Consider the following 17340-nt stretch of genomic DNA (forward strand, 5'->3'; position numbering starts at 1 on the left):
ATTATTTTTCAAAAAATTCAGTGAGCATGCGCGCCACGCCGGTTTGCCAAGGCGGCAGCACCAGGTCGAACGCGGCCTGCAGTTTGTCGGTCGCCAGGCGCGAATTGCGAGGGCGCGCTGCTGGCGTCGGGAATGCATCGCTGCCGACGGCAAGGATGGCCTCGGGCGCCACCTTGATGATCATGCCGGCACGGCGGGCCTGCTCGATCACGAACTGGGCATAGCCATGCCAGGATGTGGCACCTGCTGCAGCCAGATGATAAATGCCGCCGAGTTCAGGACGGCGCAGCGTAGCCCGCACGGCGTGCGCCGTGGTGTCGGCGATCAGTTCGGCTGCGGTGGGCGCCCCGACCTGGTCGTCCACCACCGACAGGCGCTCGCGTTCACCTGCCAGGCGCAACATGGTCTTGGCAAAATTGGCGCCGCGCGCAGCATACACCCAGCTGGTGCGGAAAATCAGGTGGCGGCAACCGCTGGCAGCGATGGCCTGCTCGCCTTCGAGTTTGGTCTGTCCGTACACATTGAGCGGCCCGGTCGGGGCGTCCTCCTGCCACGGCGCCGTGCCCGAGCCATCGAATACGTAATCGGTCGAATAATGCACCAGCAAGGCGCCCAGCCGCGCCGCTTCCCGGGCCAGCACGGCTGGCCCGGCGGCGTTGACGGCGCGGCATGCTGCCGCTTCGCTCTCCGCCTTGTCGACCGCGGTATAGGCGCCGGCATTGACAATCACGTCAGGCGCCACGGCACGCACGGTCGCTGCCAGGCCTTCAGCATCGCCCAGGTTACCGCACAAATCCCGGCTATCGCTGCCGAGTGCGATCAATTCGCCCAGCGGCGCCAGGCTGCGCTGGAGTTCCCAGCCAACCTGACCATTCTTGCCCAGCAAAAGGATCTTCATGCCCGGCGCTCGACATAGTTCTTCTCGACCCAGGCACGGTAGGCGCCGGACTGGACGTTCGCGACCCAGGCCGGGTTGTCCAGATACCATTGCACCGTCTTGCGGATGCCGCTGTCAAAGGTTTCCGCAGGCTTCCAGCCCAGTTCACGCTCAATCTTGGACGCGTCAATGGCATAGCGACGGTCATGGCCGGGGCGGTCGGTCACGTAGGTAATCTGACTGCTGTAGCTGGCGCCGTCGGCGCGCGGGCGCAGGCCGTCCAGCAGCGAGCAAACGGTTTGGACGATTTCCAGGTTCGGCTTTTCGTTCCAGCCGCCGACGTTGTACACCTCGCCCGGCTTGCCTGCTGCCAGCACGCGGCGGATGGCGCTGCAGTGGTCCTTGACGTACAGCCAGTCGCGCACCTGCTGGCCATCGCCATACACCGGCAGCGCCTTGCCGGCCAGGGCATTGACGATCATCAGCGGGATCAGTTTTTCCGGGAAGTGATAAGGACCGTAATTGTTCGAGCAGTTGGTGGTCAGGACCGGTAGGCCGTAAGTATGGTGGTAAGAGCGCACCAGGTGGTCGCTGGCAGCCTTGCTGGCCGAGTATGGGCTGTTTGGCTCATAACGATTGGTTTCGGTGAAAGCCGGGTCTTCCTTGCCCAGCGAGCCGTACACCTCGTCCGTCGAGACATGCAGGAAGCGGAAATTGGCCTTGTCTTCGCCTTCCAAGCCGTTCCAATAGGCGCGCACCGCCTCAAGCAAGTGGAAAGTGCCGACGATATTAGTCTGGATGAAAGCTTCCGGGCCATGGATCGAACGGTCGACATGGCTTTCGGCGGCAAAATTCACCACCGCGCGTGGCTTATGCTCGGCCAGTAGGCGCGCCACCAGGGCGCTGTCACCGATGTCGCCTTGCACGAAAATGTGGCGTGCATCGCCGTCGAGCGAAGCCAGGGTCTCGCGGTTGCCGGCGTAGCTCAGGATGTCCAGGTTGACCAGGGCTTCGCCCGATTGCGCCAGCCAGTCCAGTACGAAATTGGCCCCGATAAAGCCTGCACCGCCCGTTACTAAGATCATCGTGACTTCCTTTAATACAAGTTATTACAAGTTATTAATTTCACTTCTGCCGTTCAGGCAAACGGAGATTTTACCGCATGTGAGAATGTCAACCCCGCGGGTTTTGATCCGTGCACAACATTTGAAACATAAATTACATTTGCCATTACGGCCTATTTAGTTTTGGCCAGGCGCCGGATTAAGACGCGCAAGTGGACAAACGAAAGGAAATACTTGGCGGCGCTTTGCAGGTGCCACAACATGAAACGCAGCCGCCGATGGCTGTCGCGCTGGGCCTGGTGAATCACGCGCGCGTGCTTGCACACCAGGATATGGCAGCCCGCCAGGCGGGCCCGCGCGCCAAACTCGACATCCTCGAAGTACAGGAAGTAGGCGTCGTTGAAGCCCCCCAGCCGCTGGTAAGTTTCGCGCGCCACCATCACGAACATCCCAGCCACCCAATCCGGCTGCAGGGTGTCGGCGTCCTGCCTGAGCGTATCGGGGACGATCGGGCGCCCCAGCAAACGGTACAGCATGCGCTTGAAAAGGCCATACGGCGTCGGAAAATTACGCGCACTGTCTTCGACCTGGCCGGCAGTATCGAGAATCAAGGGGGCACAGATGGTCAGGCTGTCTTGCTCCGCCAGCTTCAATAGCGGGCCAAACGGATCTTCCGTCAATTCAATATCCGGATTGAGGATGACGAAATAGTCGCCGTTGCCTTCTTGAAAAGCGGCATTGTGGTTGGCCCCAAAACCTTTCGGCGCCGGATTTTGAATCAGCCGCACCGGATACGGCAGAGTATTGAGCGGCAAAGGCTCGGGCTCCGGCAGGTTCAGGGTGAGGATGACTTCAAAATCGCTTCGATCCAGTCTCGCCAGCTGCTGCAACAAAATTGCCACGTGGGCGCGATGACCGTGACTGACGATCGAAAGGGTTAGTTTTTTACGCATGTATTCATAGTACCCGGCCCGCGCGCGAGTTCTTGCGGGTCAAATCGAGACGGCACCAACTGGAAGTGCCGGGGCGACCACGCTCGGGCCGCCAGTATGTCACGCCAGTTCTAATACTTACTCGGCAATTACGGCGTTGCGCTGTTCCAGCCACGCAGTAAACTCGGCGCCAATTTCTTCGTGATGCGAGCCCAGGTCCACCGTGGCCTGCAAGAAGCCCAGCTTGCTGCCGCAGTCGTAGCGCGCGCCCTTGTAGCGATAAGCAAAGACTTTCTCGCGGCGCAGAAGATTGGCAATGCCATCGGTAAGCTGGATTTCACCGCCAACGCCGCGCGGCAGATTCTCCAACTCCTTGAAAATTCCTGGCGTCAGGATGTAGCGCCCAGCAACGGCGAGCGTGGTCGGCGCCGTTTCAGGGCTTGGCTTTTCGACAATTCCCGTCACATTGACGATGTCTTGTCCGACATCTTCCGCGCTGACGATTCCGTAGCGCTTGGTCTCTTCCCGCGGAACATTCTGTACAGCGAGAATACTGGCACGCCATTCCGAAAACTGTTCAACCATTTGCGCCATGATTGGCGGTTTGCCAACCATCAGGTCGTCGGCCAGCAGTACCGCAAAGGGCTCATTGCCGACCAGCTCCTTGGAACACAGGACGGCGTGGCCGAGGCCCAGGGCACGGGGCTGGCGCACATAGGTACAGACCATATCTTCCGGCGCGATGCTGCGCGCGATATTCAGCAGGGCGGTCTTGCCAGCCAGTTCCAGCTCGTTTTCCAATTCGTAGGCAGTGTCAAAATGATCTTCGACGCTGCGTTTGGTACGGCCAGTCACGAAAATCATATGGCGAATACCGGCGGCATAGGCTTCCTCGACCGCGTATTGAATCAGCGGCTTATCCACGACCGGCAGCATTTCCTTGGCAGACGCCTTGGTGGCAGGCAAGAAGCGGGTTCCTAGTCCCGCAATTGGAAATACAGCTTTTTTAATTTGACTCATTACTAGAGATTCCCCGATGAATTGACTGCCAATAAGCGTGCAAAATTGGCCGGTATTCTAACATTTGGCGGACTCCCCTCAAAAAACCCGGGCAATCGTCCCCTTTATTCGAAGCCGTTCGGATTGCGCATTTGCCAGTTCCAATGGTCGCGGCACATGGCCGCGAGATCGCGCTGCGCCTTCCAGCCCAGATCGCGTGCCGCGCGGGCCGGGTCGGCATAGCAGGCCGCCACGTCACCGGCACGCCGCGGCGACATGCGAAACGGAACAGCCTGCCCGCTGGCCTGCTCGAAGGCCTTCACCACTTGCAGGACGCTATAGCCAATCCCCGTGCCGAGGTTGACTTCCGTACATTGCGGAACGTTCAGCCGTTCCAGTGCTTTTAAGTGCCCCAGAGCAAGATCAACCACATGGATATAGTCGCGCACGCCGGTGCCGTCGGGGGTGGGATAGTCGTTGCCCCATACATTCAGGTACGCGCGGCGCCCCACAGCCACCTGCGCCACGTAGGGCATCAGATTGTTCGGCACGCCTTGCGGATCTTCACCGATCAGCCCGCTTGCATGGGCCCCCACCGGGTTGAAGTAGCGCAGGATGGCGATGCGCCAGCTCGGGTCGGCGCGGTACAAATCGCGCAGCATGTCTTCAATGAAGAGCTTGCTGCGGCCATAAGGGTTTGTGACCGACAAGGGGTGGCCTTCGGTCAATGGCAGGTGCTGCGGCTCGCCATAGACTGTTGCCGAGGAACTGAAAACCAGCGTGCGCAGGCCGCACGCCTTCATTGCTGACAACAGGCGGTGCGTCCCGATCACATTGCAGTCATAGTAGGCAAGCGGGTTGTCCACCGACTCGCCCACGGCTTTCAGACCGGCGAAGTGAATCACCGCTTCGCATCGGTAGCGGCGCATGGCATCTTCGATTTCGGCTTGATTGCGGATATCGCCCTCAACCACGATCGGTTTGCGGCCCGTAATGGATTCGACGCGCGCCAGCGACTCTGGCCGGCTGTTGCAGAAATTGTCGAATACGACGACCTGCTGGCCGGCGGCGAGCAGCTCGACGCAAGTGTGAGAGCCGATATAACCTGCGCCGCCCGTTACGAAAATGGTCATCAGATCACCTCTGTTTTGAATTTGGAAACACAATTATCCGCAACTGCGGCTAAAAATATTACCAAAATCTCCATTTTTCGCCCACGCGAGGCGCCACCTCGCGTCATGCCGGCCGCCGGCGACACCTGCAGTGGGCGTCCGCGATGGCCAGATGTCCAGGGGCGCGTACAGGAGTGCTGTGCCAGGCCGAACGGGCCGGCGGAAGTTAACGCCGCCGGTGCGGCCGTTCAGTCGAGGAAGTCGCCGTAATCGCGCTGGGAGTACGCCTTGACATACTGCCAGGGCAGCACCGTGGCCAGGCTGGCCTGGGCCTGGACTTCGACTCGCTGGAAGGTGGTAGCGGCCTGGTCGCCGCTTTCGATCACCAGCGGGATCTGGCGCTGCTCGTCCCACAGCACGCGGCGGAAGCCACCGTTGCGCACCTGCTCGCGCCAGCGCGCGCCAGGCACGGCCGACTGGCGCTGCGACAGCGGCATGGCATGCACCAGTTTCGGGTCGAACAGGTAGTAGGCATTGGCCCAGGAGCCGTCGAAGTCGACATTGCCGTATTCGCCGGGCGGCACGGCAATCACTTCCTTCTTGCGGGCGTCCACGTATTCCAGGCGCGTCCTGTCGCCGTCCTGTTGCACGTGGCGCGGCAGCAGCACCGGATTGAAGTGCTTGTGCACACTGTGCTCATGGTCGCTGGCCTGCCCCGTGGCCAGGGCTTGCGGCGGCAGCACGCGCGCCACCCAGACGTGGCCGGGGCGGCGCAGCATGGTTTCTTCATAGCGCACTTCGCGAGTGACTCCTTCCGGCGAAATGGCCTTGCTGTAGTACTGGATGCGCAGGTCCAGCGCCGGTGCCGGCAGTGGCGTGGCGGCTTGTGCCTGGGCGGTGGCGAGTGCCACGGTGAAAATCGCTGTGCGGAGGATCATGCTTGGGGACCGGTAAGACGGGGCCAGGCCCAAGAGCCCGGCCCCGGGTACATCAGAAGCCGAAGACAGTCTTCAGCAGGGTGAACACCTTGGTGTTGTCGATGGTGCCCTTGAAGCTCTTGGCGCCGGCGCCGGTGGCGAACAGCTTGACGTCGCCGCCGCCGTGGGTTTCGCTGGACAGGCGCACGCCGGTTTCCTGCAGGTAGTCGTTGCCCAGCGCGGTGGCGCTGTCGACGTTGGTGCGCAGGGCCGGGCGGTTCGGGCCATTGCCGAACACCAGGGTGGTGTAGGTATTGCCGTCGGCGTCCTTGCTTGGCTGGCCGGTCTTGTAGTCGCGATTGATGTCCAGGATCGGGTTGCCGCGCTTGCCGTAACCGTTGAAGGCGAGGGTGTGGTCATGGTCGGCGGTGACCACGATCAGGGTGTTGGCCAGGGTCGGATCGGTCAGCCTGGCCTTGTCCAGCGCAGCCTTGACCGCGTCGTCGAAAGCGATGGTGTCGGTCAGCGCGCGTTTGGCGTTGGTGCCGTGCAGGGCGTGGTCGATGCGGCCGCCCTCCACCATCAGGAAGTAGCCATTGCTGTTTTGCGACAGCAGGTCCATGGCCTTGACGGTCATCTCTGCCAGGCTTGGCTGGTTGGCGCCCTCGCCGACCGGCGGCGTGGCGCTGCGGTCCAGTTCATATTCCAGGTGGCTCTTGCTGCTGTACAGGCCGATGAACTTCTTGCCGTTCGGCGCCGCTGCCATGTCTGCCTTGGTGGCAGCCACGGTGTAGCCTTTGGCGGCCAGTTCGGCCAGCAGGTCGCGGCCGTCGGCGCGGCCAGCCTTGTTGGTGGTGGCGTTGTAAGGGGTGAAGTGGTTGCGGCCGCCGCCCATCAGCACGTCGACTCCGTCGCCCAGCGCGCTGTTGTAGCCGGCGCCGCCAGGCACGGCCTGGGCCGCGATGGCGTATTGCGCATTGCGGTTGCAGATGTGCGAGTATGTCGCGGCCGGCGTGGCGTGGGTCAGTTCGGTGGTGGTGATCGAACCAACGGCCTTGCCCTTGGCCTTGGCCAGTTCCAGGATGGTGGCAACGGAAGTGCCGTTATTGGCGGCACAGTTGTTGACGCCGAGGTTTCCGTTGGCATCCTTGCCCGGCGGGGTCGCCACGGTTTCCGGCGACATGGAGATGACTTCATTGGCCATCTTCACGCCGGTCATGTAAGCAGCCATCGACGGTGCGCTGTCGGTGGTCTGCGCGTCGTAGGAGTAGGTTTTGACGCGCGCGGTGCGCTCCAGCTTGTCCATCGTCAGGCTGCCGTCTTCGCCGTACTTGTAGATGCGCGAAGCGGTGATGGTGGACGGGCCCATGCCGTCGCCCAGGAAGAAGATGATGTTCTTGGCTTCGCCGGCGGCATTGGCGGCATTCACAAAACCCAGCGCCAGTGCGGCGGCAATCATAGTGTGCTTCATAGTTCGTTCCAGTTCTTTGTATGTGGTCACAGTCCGGCGGCAGCCTTTACCAGGGCGTTGACCCTGGTGTTGTCGATGGTGCCGTTGAAGGTGTCGGCGCCCTTGCCGATCGCGCCCAGGAACACGTCGGTGCCGCCGTGGGTCTCGTTGCCGGCAGTGACGCGCACTACGGCTTCCTGGTGGTAGGTGTTGGCGCTGGTCACGCTGTCGTCCATGCTGGCCATGGCGGCGCGGCTGCTCTGGGTGCGGTTCTCGCCGTTGCCAAAGCCGATGATGGAATAAGGCGCGCCATCGGCGTCCTTGGTCACGGCGCCGGTGACGTAATCCTTCACCACGCCCAGCACACCGGCGTTGGCAGTGGTGGTCTTGCCGGTGCGTTTGGCGTATCCGTTCAGCACCAGGGTGTGGTCGTGGTCGGCGGTCACCACGACCAGGGTGTTTTTCAGTTCAGGATCGGTGGTGCGGGCCTTGGCGATGGCGGCCTTGATGGCGCTGTCGAAAGCAGCAGTGTCCTGCAGTGCTTTCCTGGCGGTGGTTTCGTGCAGTGCATGGTCGATGCGGCCGCCTTCCACCATCAGGAAGTAGCCCTTGCCGTTCCTGGACAGCACGTCCATTGCCTTGGTGGTCATCTCGGCCAGGCTTGGCTCCTTGGACGGGTCGCGGTCCAGGTCATAACTCATGTGGCTGGAGGTGAACAGGCCCAGCAGGCGGCCGGTCTTGCTGGCGTCAATCGCGTTCAGCTCCGCGGCGTTGCTGGCGTAGGCATAGCTCATGACCTTCATTTCCGCGATCAGGTCGCGCCCGTCGGCGCGCTTGCCGCCATCCTTGACCGGCTGGAAGAACTGGCGGCCGCCGCCCATCAGGACGTCCAGGCCGTTGCCCAGCGCGGCGTTGTAGCCGGTGCCGCCCGGTACTGCCTGCGCAGCGATATCGTTTTCCAGGTCACGGTGGCAGATGTGCGAATAGGTTGCGGCCGGGGTCGCGTGAGTGACGCGGGTGGTGGTGACCACGCCGGTCGACCAGCCCTTGGCCTTGGCCTGCTCCAGCAGGGTAGGCACCGCTTTGCCATTGCCGCTGCCGCAGTTGTTGGCCAGCTTGTTGCCGTTGGCATCTGCTGCAGGATCGATGGCCTTGGTGTCGGCCGTCATCGAAATCACTTCATTGTTCATCTTCACGCCGGTCATGTAGGCCGACATGGACGGCGCGCTGTCGGTCACTTGCGCGTCGTTGGAATAGGTTTTGACGAAAGCCGTCTCAGGCAGCGTGTCAATGGTCAGTTCACCGTCTTCGCCAACGGCGTAGATGCGCGCTGCAGTCATGGTGGTCATGCCCATGCCGTCGCCGAGGAAGAAGATGACGTTGGTCGGGGTGCCGGAGGCTTGCCCGTCCGTCACAGTGGCATTGTTGGTGCCACTTTGGCTGCAGCCAGCCAGCAGCGCGGCGACGGCGACGCTGATGGCCGTAATCAGGGAGGCTTTGCGTTTCATGTGGTGTATTTCCAGCATGGTTGAAAAGCCAACACGATAGCGGCGCTTTATGACGGCGCCATGACCATCTTTACAAGGCTTGCAGGTTTAACTTGCCGCGGCCTTGCGCGCAGCCTTGGAGGCGTACATGGCCTGGTCGGCATGGCGCATCAGCTGGTCGATGACTTCCCCGTGCTCGGGATAAAGGGCGATGCCGATGCTGGCGTGCGGCTGCACAGTGCGGCCGGCCAGCAGCAGCGGGGTGGAGATCACTTGCCGGATCTTGCTGGCCAGGGCCTCGGCCTGGGCATGGTCGGGCACGTTTTCCAGCAGGGCGACAAATTCGTCGCCGCCGATGCGCGCCACGGTGTCGGCTTCACGCACGCAGGAGGTGATGCGGCGTGCGATGGCCTGCAGCAGCTGGTCGCCAGCCACGTGGCCATGCTCGTCATTGACCTGCTTGAAGTCGTCCAGGTCGATAAACAGCAGGGCGCCGCGCGACTGGCCGCGCCGGCAGCGCGCGATGGCAGACAGGATGCGGTCCTGGAACAGGCGCCGGTTCGGCAAGCCGGTCAGCTCGTCGTAGCGCGCTGCGTGGGCCAGATCGGCGTGCAGCGCCAGCCTTTCGATGACGGCGCCAGCCTGGCCGGCGGTAAATTCCAGCAGGTCGATGTCCCTGGACGACAGCGCGCCGTAGTGGCCCAGGTCGAGCCGCATTTCGCCGAACACAATGCCGGAAGCCGACAGGCTGACGTGGTGCCAGCCCGTCACGTCCGGCGGTGGGACGCCCGACGGCGCGCTGGCATAAGCCAGGCGTTCACCCGGCTGCAGCACCACGGCCATGCCGCGCAGGGGCAGCAAGCCTTGCAGGACCTGGTCGAATATGCGGAACAATTCCGGCAGCGTTTCCGCGCCATGGGCGGCAGTAGCCAGTGCCAGCATGCCGGCCTGGCGTACTTCGGCGAGCTTGCGCTCACTGACGTCGCGCGCCACGCCAATGCGCAGCCGGTCCTGTTCCGACCAGCGGGCGGTCCACATGATGTGGGCCACGCTGCCATCCTTGCGCAGGTAACGGTTCTCGAAACCAAGCCCGGGACGGCCGTTCAGCACATGTCCCATTTCCGCCACAGTGCGGTCCTTGTCGTCGGGATGGATGAAGTCGAGGATGATGCGGCCGATCATTTCTTCCGGCGCATAGCCGAAAATGGCCCGGCAGGCCGGGTTGACGAACACGATCCGCCCGCCCTCGTCCACCATGAAGACGGCATCCAGTAACAGCTCCGGCAGGCGCTCTAAAGCATCGGTCATTCACCGAGGATACCGCAAAACTAGCCACCTTCACATTTATTGGCAGGCCTGCTTCAGGTAGGCGATCAGGTCGGCGCGCTCGGCCTTTTCCTTGACGCCGGCGTAGCCCATGCTGGTGCCGGGCACGGTCTTCAGCGGGTCGGCCAGGAACAGGTCCAGCGCCTTTTCGTTCCAGACGATGCGCGAGCGGCGCATGCCATCCGAATAAGGGAAGCCCTCAACGGTGCCGGCGCGGCGCCCGAACAGGCCGCAGTGGCGGGGCCCGGTGCGGTCGTAGGCCAGGGCATGGCAGGCAAGACAACGCTCGTATACTACCTTGCCGTCCGCCACGCTTGGCCCCGGCGCAGCAAGCGCCGGGGCGCCGCATGCCGCCAGGGCCAGGGCCAGCGCCAGTGCGCCTGGCAGGCCTCTCATGACATGAAGGCCGACGGCACCGGTGCTTCGCCCAAGGCGTTGCGCAGCACGGCCCAGTGCATCGCTTCGTCGCCCAGGATGCTGGCGGCAGCCTTGGCCAGGTCGCGGTTGCCGAACAGCGGCACCGCGCCCAGGTAGGCACTGACAGCGCCCTTCTCCAACGAGGCGGCAAAACGCAGCACGTCCGCCTGCGATTTCAGGTTCTCGGTCGGGAAGGTGTATTTCGCCTTGGCGGTAACGGCCTTGCCGCCCAATTTGCCGATGGTCTTGGCCAGGATGTCGGCGTGTTCCTTGTGGTGGCCCTGGAAGGTCACCGCCAGGTCGAGCACCGGCTTTTGCAGCAGGCCGCTTTCCGCACCCAGCTGGTAGGCGGCAATGGCTTCCAGTTCGGCGCCGAGCGCCGTGTTCAGGATGCGCACGTCTTCGTCGGTCGATTTATCGCCTTTGGCGGCCAGCGCATCTTCGCCCGCCAGCAGCGCCACGGCGGCGCCGGATAGCAACAGGCCCGATTTGGACAGGAAGGAACGACGTGTGCCCTGTGCAGCGTCGTCGAGGGAAATCAGGAAAGACATGGTTATCTCCTTTGTGGGTGGCTAATTTTTCAGGCGTTCGAGCACGTTGGCGACGATGCGGTCGCAGCGCGCGCCGTCGAAAGCAAACGCATCTTCCAGCGCAACATCAAGCTCGCGCGACAAGGCTTCACGCAGCAAGCCGCGGGCACGGAAGTAGCGTGTGCGCACGGTCGCTTGCGGGATGTCGAGGCAGGCGGCGGTTTCCTCCACCGACATTTCCTCCAGGGCGCGCAGGACGAACACCGTGCGGAAGCTGTCGGGCAGGCCGTCAATCTTCCGCTCGATCAGGCGACGCGCCTCGCTGCGCAACAGTGCCTGTTCCGGTTGTTCATGGCTTTCGTCCATTGCTTCCTCCACGTCAAGCGGGATGATCTCGGCGCTGCGGCGACGCGTGCGGCCAATTGCTTCGTTGATCACGATCCGGGTCAGCCAGGTCGACATGCTGGCTTCGGCGCGGAAGTTCTGCATTGCACGAAAAGCCAGCAGATAGGCCTCCTGCAGCACGTCCTCCGCCTCGGCGTCGTCCTTCACGATGCTGCGTGCCGTGCGGTACAGCGCGCGGTTGTGGCGGCGCATCAGCTGTTCGAATGCGGCTAGGTCGTTCATTGGTTTCCCCGTTGTTGGCTGTTGTCATGACATTGGATGCCACGAAGCGCTTCTGCGTTCCCGAAAAATAAAAAAAACCACCCGAAGGTGGTTTCCATTATGCGGGGAAGCGTTTAGCGCAGTGCCAGCTGCCGGCCCGGCGCCATGCCGGCCAGCCGGAACTGGCTGACCACGCCCGCCAGTTGCGCGGCCTGGTCTTGCAGCGCGCCGGCGGCGGCGGCGGCCTGCTCCACCAGCGCGGCGTTCTGCTGCGTTACTTCGTCCATCTGGCCGATGGCGCGGTTGACTTCATCGATGCCGGTGCTTTGCTCGGCGCTGGCGACCGAGATTTCCGCCACCACGTCGCTGACGCGGCGCACGCTGGCCAGCACCTGCTCCATGGTGCTGCCCGCCTGCTGCACCAGCTGGGTGCCGGAATTCACCTGCAGCGCGGAATCGTCGATCAACTGCTTGATTTCCTTGGCGGCCGAGGCGCTGCGTTGGGCCAGGTTGCGCACTTCCGATGCCACGACTGCGAAACCACGCCCCTGCTCGCCGGCGCGCGCCGCTTCCACTGCCGCATTCAGCGCCAGGATATTGGTCTGGAACGCGATGCCATCGATCACCGCAATGATGTCGACGATCTTGCCCGAGGCGGCACTGATATTCTCCATGGTCAGGATCACCTGCTGCACTACCTTGCCGCCATCGCTGGCCACGGTCCATGCCGACTGCGCGAGCTGGTTGGCTTCGCGCGCATTGTCGGCATTCTGGCGCACGGTGGAAGTCAGTTCTTCCATGGCCGATGCGGTTTCTTCCAGCGAGCTGGCCTGGCTTTCGGTGCGGGCCGACAGGTCCAGGTTGCCGCTGGCGATTTGCGCCGAGGCGGTGGCAATGGCATCGGTGCCGCCGCGCACCTGGCCCACCACGTGCGCCAGGCTGTCGTTCATCTCGCGCAGCGAGTGCATCAACTTGCCGGTTTCGTCGCGCGAATTGACCTGGATATCGGCAGTCAGGTCGCCGCCGGCCACGCGCTGTGCCACCGCCACGGCTTCATTCAAGGGCGTGGCCACAATGCGCGCGACCCACAGCGCCAGCAGCACGCCGACCACCACCAGCGCGGCCAGCATGCCGATGATCAGCTTGCGCGACATGTCAAAGCGTTCCGCGGCAGCCTTTTCCGAGCCGCTGCTGCCCTCGTCGTTATATTTCGACAGCGCTTCGAATTGCTCATTGAGCTTGCGGTAAACCTTGTTGGAAGCACCACGGAACAGCACGCGCGCTTGTTCCTTGTTGCCGGCCCGCGACAACTGAACCAGTTTTGCGCTCTGCGCCAGATACGCTTCAACGTCCTGTTTCAGCTCGGCGTAAATGCGTGACTCTTCGGCATCGGTGACCAGCGCGGCCAGCGATTCCTGTTGCTGGCGCATGGTTTCAAGACGCGAGGCCATCGATTTTTCGATGGTGCCCATTTCCTCGCCCTCGTCGACCAGGATATGGCTGGCCTCCGAAATGCGGTAACGTGCCAATGACGTCTGCACCTGCCCCACATAGCGCACTGCAGGCAGCCAGTTGGTGGCGATATCGGTCGAGGATTTGCTGACCTTGACCAGCTCGACGATGGAGAACAGCCCCATCACGCAGGTCAATGCGATGACCAGGCTGAAAGCGCATAGCAGCTTGCTCCCGATCTTCAGGTGATAGAACCAACGCATGATGTCTCCCTATCATTTTGTTACTCCTGGTTTGTTACCAAGAAGCAAATTTCAGGATAGCAAATGGCAGCTTTCAGTTTCCTTTCATCCATTGCCCTGCGGCAAATCGTTCGGTATCGTGGGTGGATTGCGGACACCTCACCGGAGCCGGACATGGCAGAGCACAACATCCCCCAACTGGACATTCCCGCATCGGTCGCGGCAGCGCTGAACAGCTGGGTACGGCAAGCCGCCCAGGACGTCGGCAGCCCACTGCGCAGCGAGATCGAAGACCTGCGCGCGCAACTGGCCACCGCCCATGCCACGCTGGAAGAAAACGAAGACCAGATCACGCGCCTGAACGGCGAACTGCGCAACGCGCGCAATATCGCGGCCGATGCCCTGGTCGGCAAGGCCAAGGACCAGTTGGCGATCGAAGGCAAGGACGCCCAGATCGCCGAGCTGCGCGGCCAGCTCGAACGCAGCGTCGCCATTGCGGCCACGCTGTCCGACGCCAAGCTGGCGGCCGAAATGGAACTGGTGGGCGCCGCCACCGCGCGCGACAACTACCTGGCAGAAGTTTCCGAACTGCGCACCCAGCTCGAAGCCTGCCGCGCCGCGCGCCGCGCCGGCTAATCCACGTCAACTCACTCCGAGACCTGGACCAGCTTGTAGCCCGGGTCGGAAGTGATCTGGGCTTCGGTGTACGGCAGCTTGACCCATTGGCCTTTGACGTACAGCTTGGTCTCGTCGTTGAAATACGGGCTGTCCGGGTTGGAAGACTGGCTGTAGGTCAGGATGCCTTCCGCCACCGGCCCAGCGTCGTCCCAGGTCACGAACTGGATATAGCTGTTGCCGTAGGCGCCGGCATTGGTCTTCGAATCGGCCGTATAAATCCAGATGCCGGGATAGATCTGGTTCTTCACGCCGCGCCAGTTCATGAAGGTATAGCGCCCGCCCGGCACCGCCAGGCTGCCATCGGGGCGCGAAAGGGTTTGCACTTCTTCCGGACGGGTCCTGCGTTTTGCCGCGGTGTCGAACTGGGTGGTGGCAACCAGGGCTTCCAGCTTGGCCATCGCGGCAGGAATGCCGGCGGCGCCGCGCGGCGTTTCCAGCGGATCGGCCGGATTGTAGGGCACGCTCCACAACGAGCCGGCATTCAACTCGCCCAGCGCTGCGTACAGCTCATAGAACAGGATCGCGCCTGCACTGCCCGGCGCATGGGTCTTATCCCACGATTGCAGCACCGTGCAGGCATCCTTGGCCGCTGCCGACGCGGTGCTGGAGGCCAGGCAGGCGGCGGTGAATTCGGGCAGCCATTTCTGCGCCTTGAAAAAGCGCGCCTGCAGGTAAATCTGCTGAAGGTTGGCCATGGTGAAGCGGTTGCCCGCCAGGCCGTCCGCACTGGCCAGGCGGTCGCGCACGATGGCGTGGCCGGTGCGGGTGCGGTTGTTCTGCGGCGCGCCTTCCTGGTTCGGGCCGGTGGCAATGATCTTCGGATAGCCGGTGAGGAAGGTATTGGCGGACGGCCACCAGTGGCTGTCGTTGGCGTTCAGGATGTAGTCGCTGCGCTTGACCCACGGCCGCTGGGCCGCGCCGATCGCACCCGACCAGTCGCAGGCCGAGGTGGTGCCGGCCATCACCACCACGCCGGTCGAGGCCATGATGTCCTGGAATGGCGCGCCCTGCGCCGCGCCGGGAACGCAAGCGGCCAGTTGGGCATTCTGCACGTTGGCGGCCACCGAGAAGTTGCCGTACAGCGTGTCGCCGGCGCGGTCGGCCGCCATGGTGTTCACCCATGGCATGGCAACATAGGTGGAGGCCGCGGTGCGCAAGTCGTCCACGCTGCCCGACTTGCCGTTCAGGATGACCTGGTCGATCAGCTTGTAGTTGGCCAGGTTGGCATCCTGGATCGCAAAGGCGGACGAAGTGCCCCAGGCGAAGGAGCTATCCATCAGCATCGGGCCGAACTCGGTGGTGTACAGGGTGCGCGACAGCGAGGTAATGGCGCCGTCGGCGCCCTTGACGCTGATGGTCAGCGGCACGGCCGTCATGGCCACCGGCTGGCCATCCTTGATGTAGCGTGTCGGGTTGCTGGGGTCGAGCGCCAGGTAGCGCAGCGTGAAGCGGTTGTCGGTCGAGAAGGTGTGGGTCCACGCCACCTTGTCGTTAAAGCCGATCAGCGGCAGCGGCACGCCAAGCAGCGTGGCGCCGTACACGTCGTAACCCCGGCCGGTGACGGTCAGGTGCAGCTGGTTCAGGCGCAGCGCGCCCCACCATGGGAAGTGCGGATTGCCGAACACCATGCCCTTGCCCGATTGCGTCACGTCCTTGCCGAGGCCAATGCCGTTGGAGCCGATGGTGTGCTCCTGGATCGTCTGCAGGCCCTTGGCGATCGAGGAATTGGCATAGTCGGCAGCAGCCAGCAGGCGCGGCTTGCTGCGCTTGAGCAGCGCGGCAGTAGCGCTTTTCGGCGGCTGGGCGGAGCCGATCTGCTTGATGAAGGCCAGCGAACTGCCCGCCATCGCGGCCTGGGCGAAGCGCAGGTAGGCGTCATCCTCCGTCATCGGCTGCACCCAGGCGGCGTTGTTGCAGGCCGCCGGCAGGCTGGCCAGCGGCGTCTCTTTCAGGTAGCGGTTATAGCCCGCCACGAAGCCCGTGGTCAGGTCTTGCGCGTCGGCGCTGGAAGCGGCCTTGATCTTCGCTGCCAGGGCCGGGGTGAACTGCAGCTTGTAGAAGAAGTCGGAATCGATATTGCCGAAGGTGTCGCCCAGCTGGCCAAGATAGCCGTTGGCGCCACCGAAATATTTGGCGCGCTCGCCATGCATGGTCACCAGTTCTTCCGCATACAGGCAGATATTCTCCTTGGCGAAGGCATAGCCATAGCCGTAGCCGGCACCCTTGAAGGTTTCCGCCTTAACGTGAGGCACGCCATAGGAGGTGTAGCGGATCGAAGCGACGAAGCTGGTGCCGGTGATGGGGCTGGCGGCAGGCGGCGCCGGCGGGTCATCGCTGCTGCTGCCGCAGGCGGCCAGCAGCGCGAGGGGGATCAACATCAGAATACGGGATAAAACATGCTGTCTCATCGTGTCTCCTAGTTTTCGGGATAGGCAAAGTTATTTGCTTGGCAATAATACCCCGGCCCGGGCATGAAAAACCGGAATGCCGCATAATCGCGATTCATTGTCCAACCGAGAGAGCTTGAGCATGACTGGCATCACCGACTTCCCTATCAACGCCAAATGGCCCGCCCAACATCCTGAACGCCTGCAGCTGTATTCCCTGCCTACGCCGAACGGCGTCAAGGTATCGATCATGCTGGAAGAAACCGGCCTCGCTTACGAGCCGCACCTGGTCAGCTTCGAAAGCAACGACCAGATGTCGCCGGAGTTCCTGTCGCTGAACCCGAACAACAAGATCCCGGCCATCATCGACCCGGACGGCCCCGGCGGCAAAGCGCTGCCGCTGTTCGAGTCCGGCGCGATCCTGCTTTACCTGGCCGAGAAGACCGGCAAGCTGATGCCGCAGGATGCGGCTGGGCGCTACGAAACCATCCAGTGGGTAATGTTCCAGATGGGCGGCATCGGCCCGATGTTCGGCCAGGTGGGCTTCTTCCACAAGTTCGCCGGCAAGGAATACGAAGACAAGCGCCCGCGCGACCGCTACCTCAACGAATCGGCGCGCCTGCTCGGCGTGCTGGACCAGCGCCTGCAAGGCCGCAAGTGGATCATGGGCGATCAGTTCACGATTGCCGATATCGCGATCTTCCCGTGGGTGCGCAACCTGGTGGAATACTATGGCGCCGGCGAGCTCGTTGGCTTCGAGAAATTCACCAATGTGCGCCGCGTGCTGGGTGCCTTCGTCGACCGCCCGGCTGTGGCGCGCGGCCTGAAAATTCCGGCCCGCGGCTAAATTCCTGCAAGTGACGG

16 protein-coding genes are annotated in these 17340 nt (G+C 62.9%); 2 read left to right on the forward strand and 14 right to left on the reverse strand.

All coding sequences use genetic code 11. The annotated features are described in order from the left end of the window. Position 1: 1 nt before the first annotated feature. The 13 genes from rfbD to ASD58_RS25245 form a co-directional block, all read right to left on the reverse strand. Entirely contained in the window at positions 2–898 is an 897-nt protein-coding gene (gene rfbD, locus ASD58_RS25185) for a dTDP-4-dehydrorhamnose reductase (protein ID WP_057264330.1), read from the reverse strand. Then, complete coding sequence (rfbB, locus tag ASD58_RS25190; RefSeq protein WP_057264331.1) at positions 895–1962, reverse strand: dTDP-glucose 4,6-dehydratase; 1068 nt, start codon at positions 1960–1962, stop codon at positions 895–897. Before rfbB ends, rfbD begins: the two co-directional genes overlap by 4 nt. 152 nt (positions 1963–2114) lie before the next feature. Further along, complete coding sequence (locus tag ASD58_RS25195; RefSeq protein ID WP_082565673.1) at positions 2115–2894, reverse strand: glycosyltransferase family 2 protein; 780 nt, start codon at positions 2892–2894, stop codon at positions 2115–2117. Between the two features lie 117 nt (positions 2895–3011). After that, positions 3012–3893, reverse strand: coding sequence for a UTP--glucose-1-phosphate uridylyltransferase GalU (gene galU / locus ASD58_RS25200; RefSeq protein ID WP_057264335.1), 882 nt, complete (start codon positions 3891–3893; stop codon positions 3012–3014). Between the two features lie 104 nt (positions 3894–3997). Continuing rightward, positions 3998–5005 carry a UDP-glucose 4-epimerase GalE gene (galE, locus tag ASD58_RS25205; protein WP_057264337.1) on the reverse strand — a complete coding sequence of 336 codons (1008 nt, stop codon included), beginning with the start codon at positions 5003–5005 and terminating at the stop codon, positions 3998–4000. A gap of 227 nt (positions 5006–5232) precedes the next feature. After that, positions 5233–5922: a hypothetical protein gene (locus ASD58_RS25210; RefSeq protein WP_057264339.1), complete on the reverse strand. Its 690-nt coding sequence runs from the start codon at positions 5920–5922 to the stop codon at positions 5233–5235. Positions 5923–5974: 52 nt separating this feature from the next. Continuing rightward, complete coding sequence (locus tag ASD58_RS25215; protein WP_373994480.1) at positions 5975–7360, reverse strand: alkaline phosphatase; 1386 nt, start codon at positions 7358–7360, stop codon at positions 5975–5977. Positions 7361–7398: 38 nt separating this feature from the next. Then, positions 7399–8859: an alkaline phosphatase gene (locus ASD58_RS25220; protein ID WP_057264343.1), complete on the reverse strand. Its 1461-nt coding sequence runs from the start codon at positions 8857–8859 to the stop codon at positions 7399–7401. 87 nt (positions 8860–8946) lie between these two features. Continuing rightward, complete coding sequence (locus ASD58_RS25225) at positions 8947–10146, reverse strand: diguanylate cyclase domain-containing protein (protein WP_057264345.1); 1200 nt, start codon at positions 10144–10146, stop codon at positions 8947–8949. A gap of 36 nt (positions 10147–10182) precedes the next feature. Continuing rightward, positions 10183–10560, reverse strand: coding sequence for a cytochrome c family protein (locus tag ASD58_RS25230; protein WP_156401487.1), 378 nt, complete (start codon positions 10558–10560; stop codon positions 10183–10185). Then, positions 10557–11132 (reverse strand): ferritin-like domain-containing protein, encoded by a 576-nt coding sequence (locus ASD58_RS25235; protein WP_057264347.1) that lies wholly within the window; start codon positions 11130–11132, stop codon positions 10557–10559. The genes ASD58_RS25230 and ASD58_RS25235 overlap by 4 nt, the downstream gene beginning before the upstream one ends. 21 nt (positions 11133–11153) lie before the next feature. Then, positions 11154–11738 (reverse strand): RNA polymerase sigma factor, encoded by a 585-nt coding sequence (locus tag ASD58_RS25240; protein WP_057264349.1) that lies wholly within the window; start codon positions 11736–11738, stop codon positions 11154–11156. A 113-nt stretch (positions 11739–11851) separates the two neighbouring features. Further along, the gene (locus ASD58_RS25245; protein ID WP_057264351.1) at positions 11852–13432 is read right to left on the reverse strand and encodes a methyl-accepting chemotaxis protein; all 1581 of its coding nucleotides are present in this window, start codon (positions 13430–13432) and stop codon (positions 11852–11854) included. Between the two features lie 153 nt (positions 13433–13585). Between ASD58_RS25245 and ASD58_RS25250 the strand changes: the two genes are divergently transcribed. Continuing rightward, positions 13586–14047, forward strand: a complete 462-nt coding sequence (locus ASD58_RS25250; protein WP_057264353.1) for a hypothetical protein — start codon at positions 13586–13588, stop codon at positions 14045–14047. 11 nt (positions 14048–14058) lie between these two features. Here the strand turns inward: ASD58_RS25250 and ASD58_RS25255 are convergent, their stop codons facing one another. Beyond that, a complete protein-coding gene (locus ASD58_RS25255; RefSeq protein WP_057264355.1) occupies positions 14059–16467 on the reverse strand; it encodes a penicillin acylase family protein in 2409 nt (802 codons plus the stop codon). Positions 16468–16618: 151 nt separating this feature from the next. Between ASD58_RS25255 and ASD58_RS25260 the strand changes: the two genes are divergently transcribed. Beyond that, complete coding sequence (locus ASD58_RS25260) at positions 16619–17323, forward strand: glutathione S-transferase N-terminal domain-containing protein (protein ID WP_057264357.1); 705 nt, start codon at positions 16619–16621, stop codon at positions 17321–17323. Positions 17324–17340: the final 17 nt, after the last annotated feature.

This window comes from Duganella sp. Root1480D1 (genome assembly GCF_001427305.1).
Lineage (GTDB): Bacteria > Pseudomonadota > Gammaproteobacteria > Burkholderiales > Burkholderiaceae_D > Rugamonas.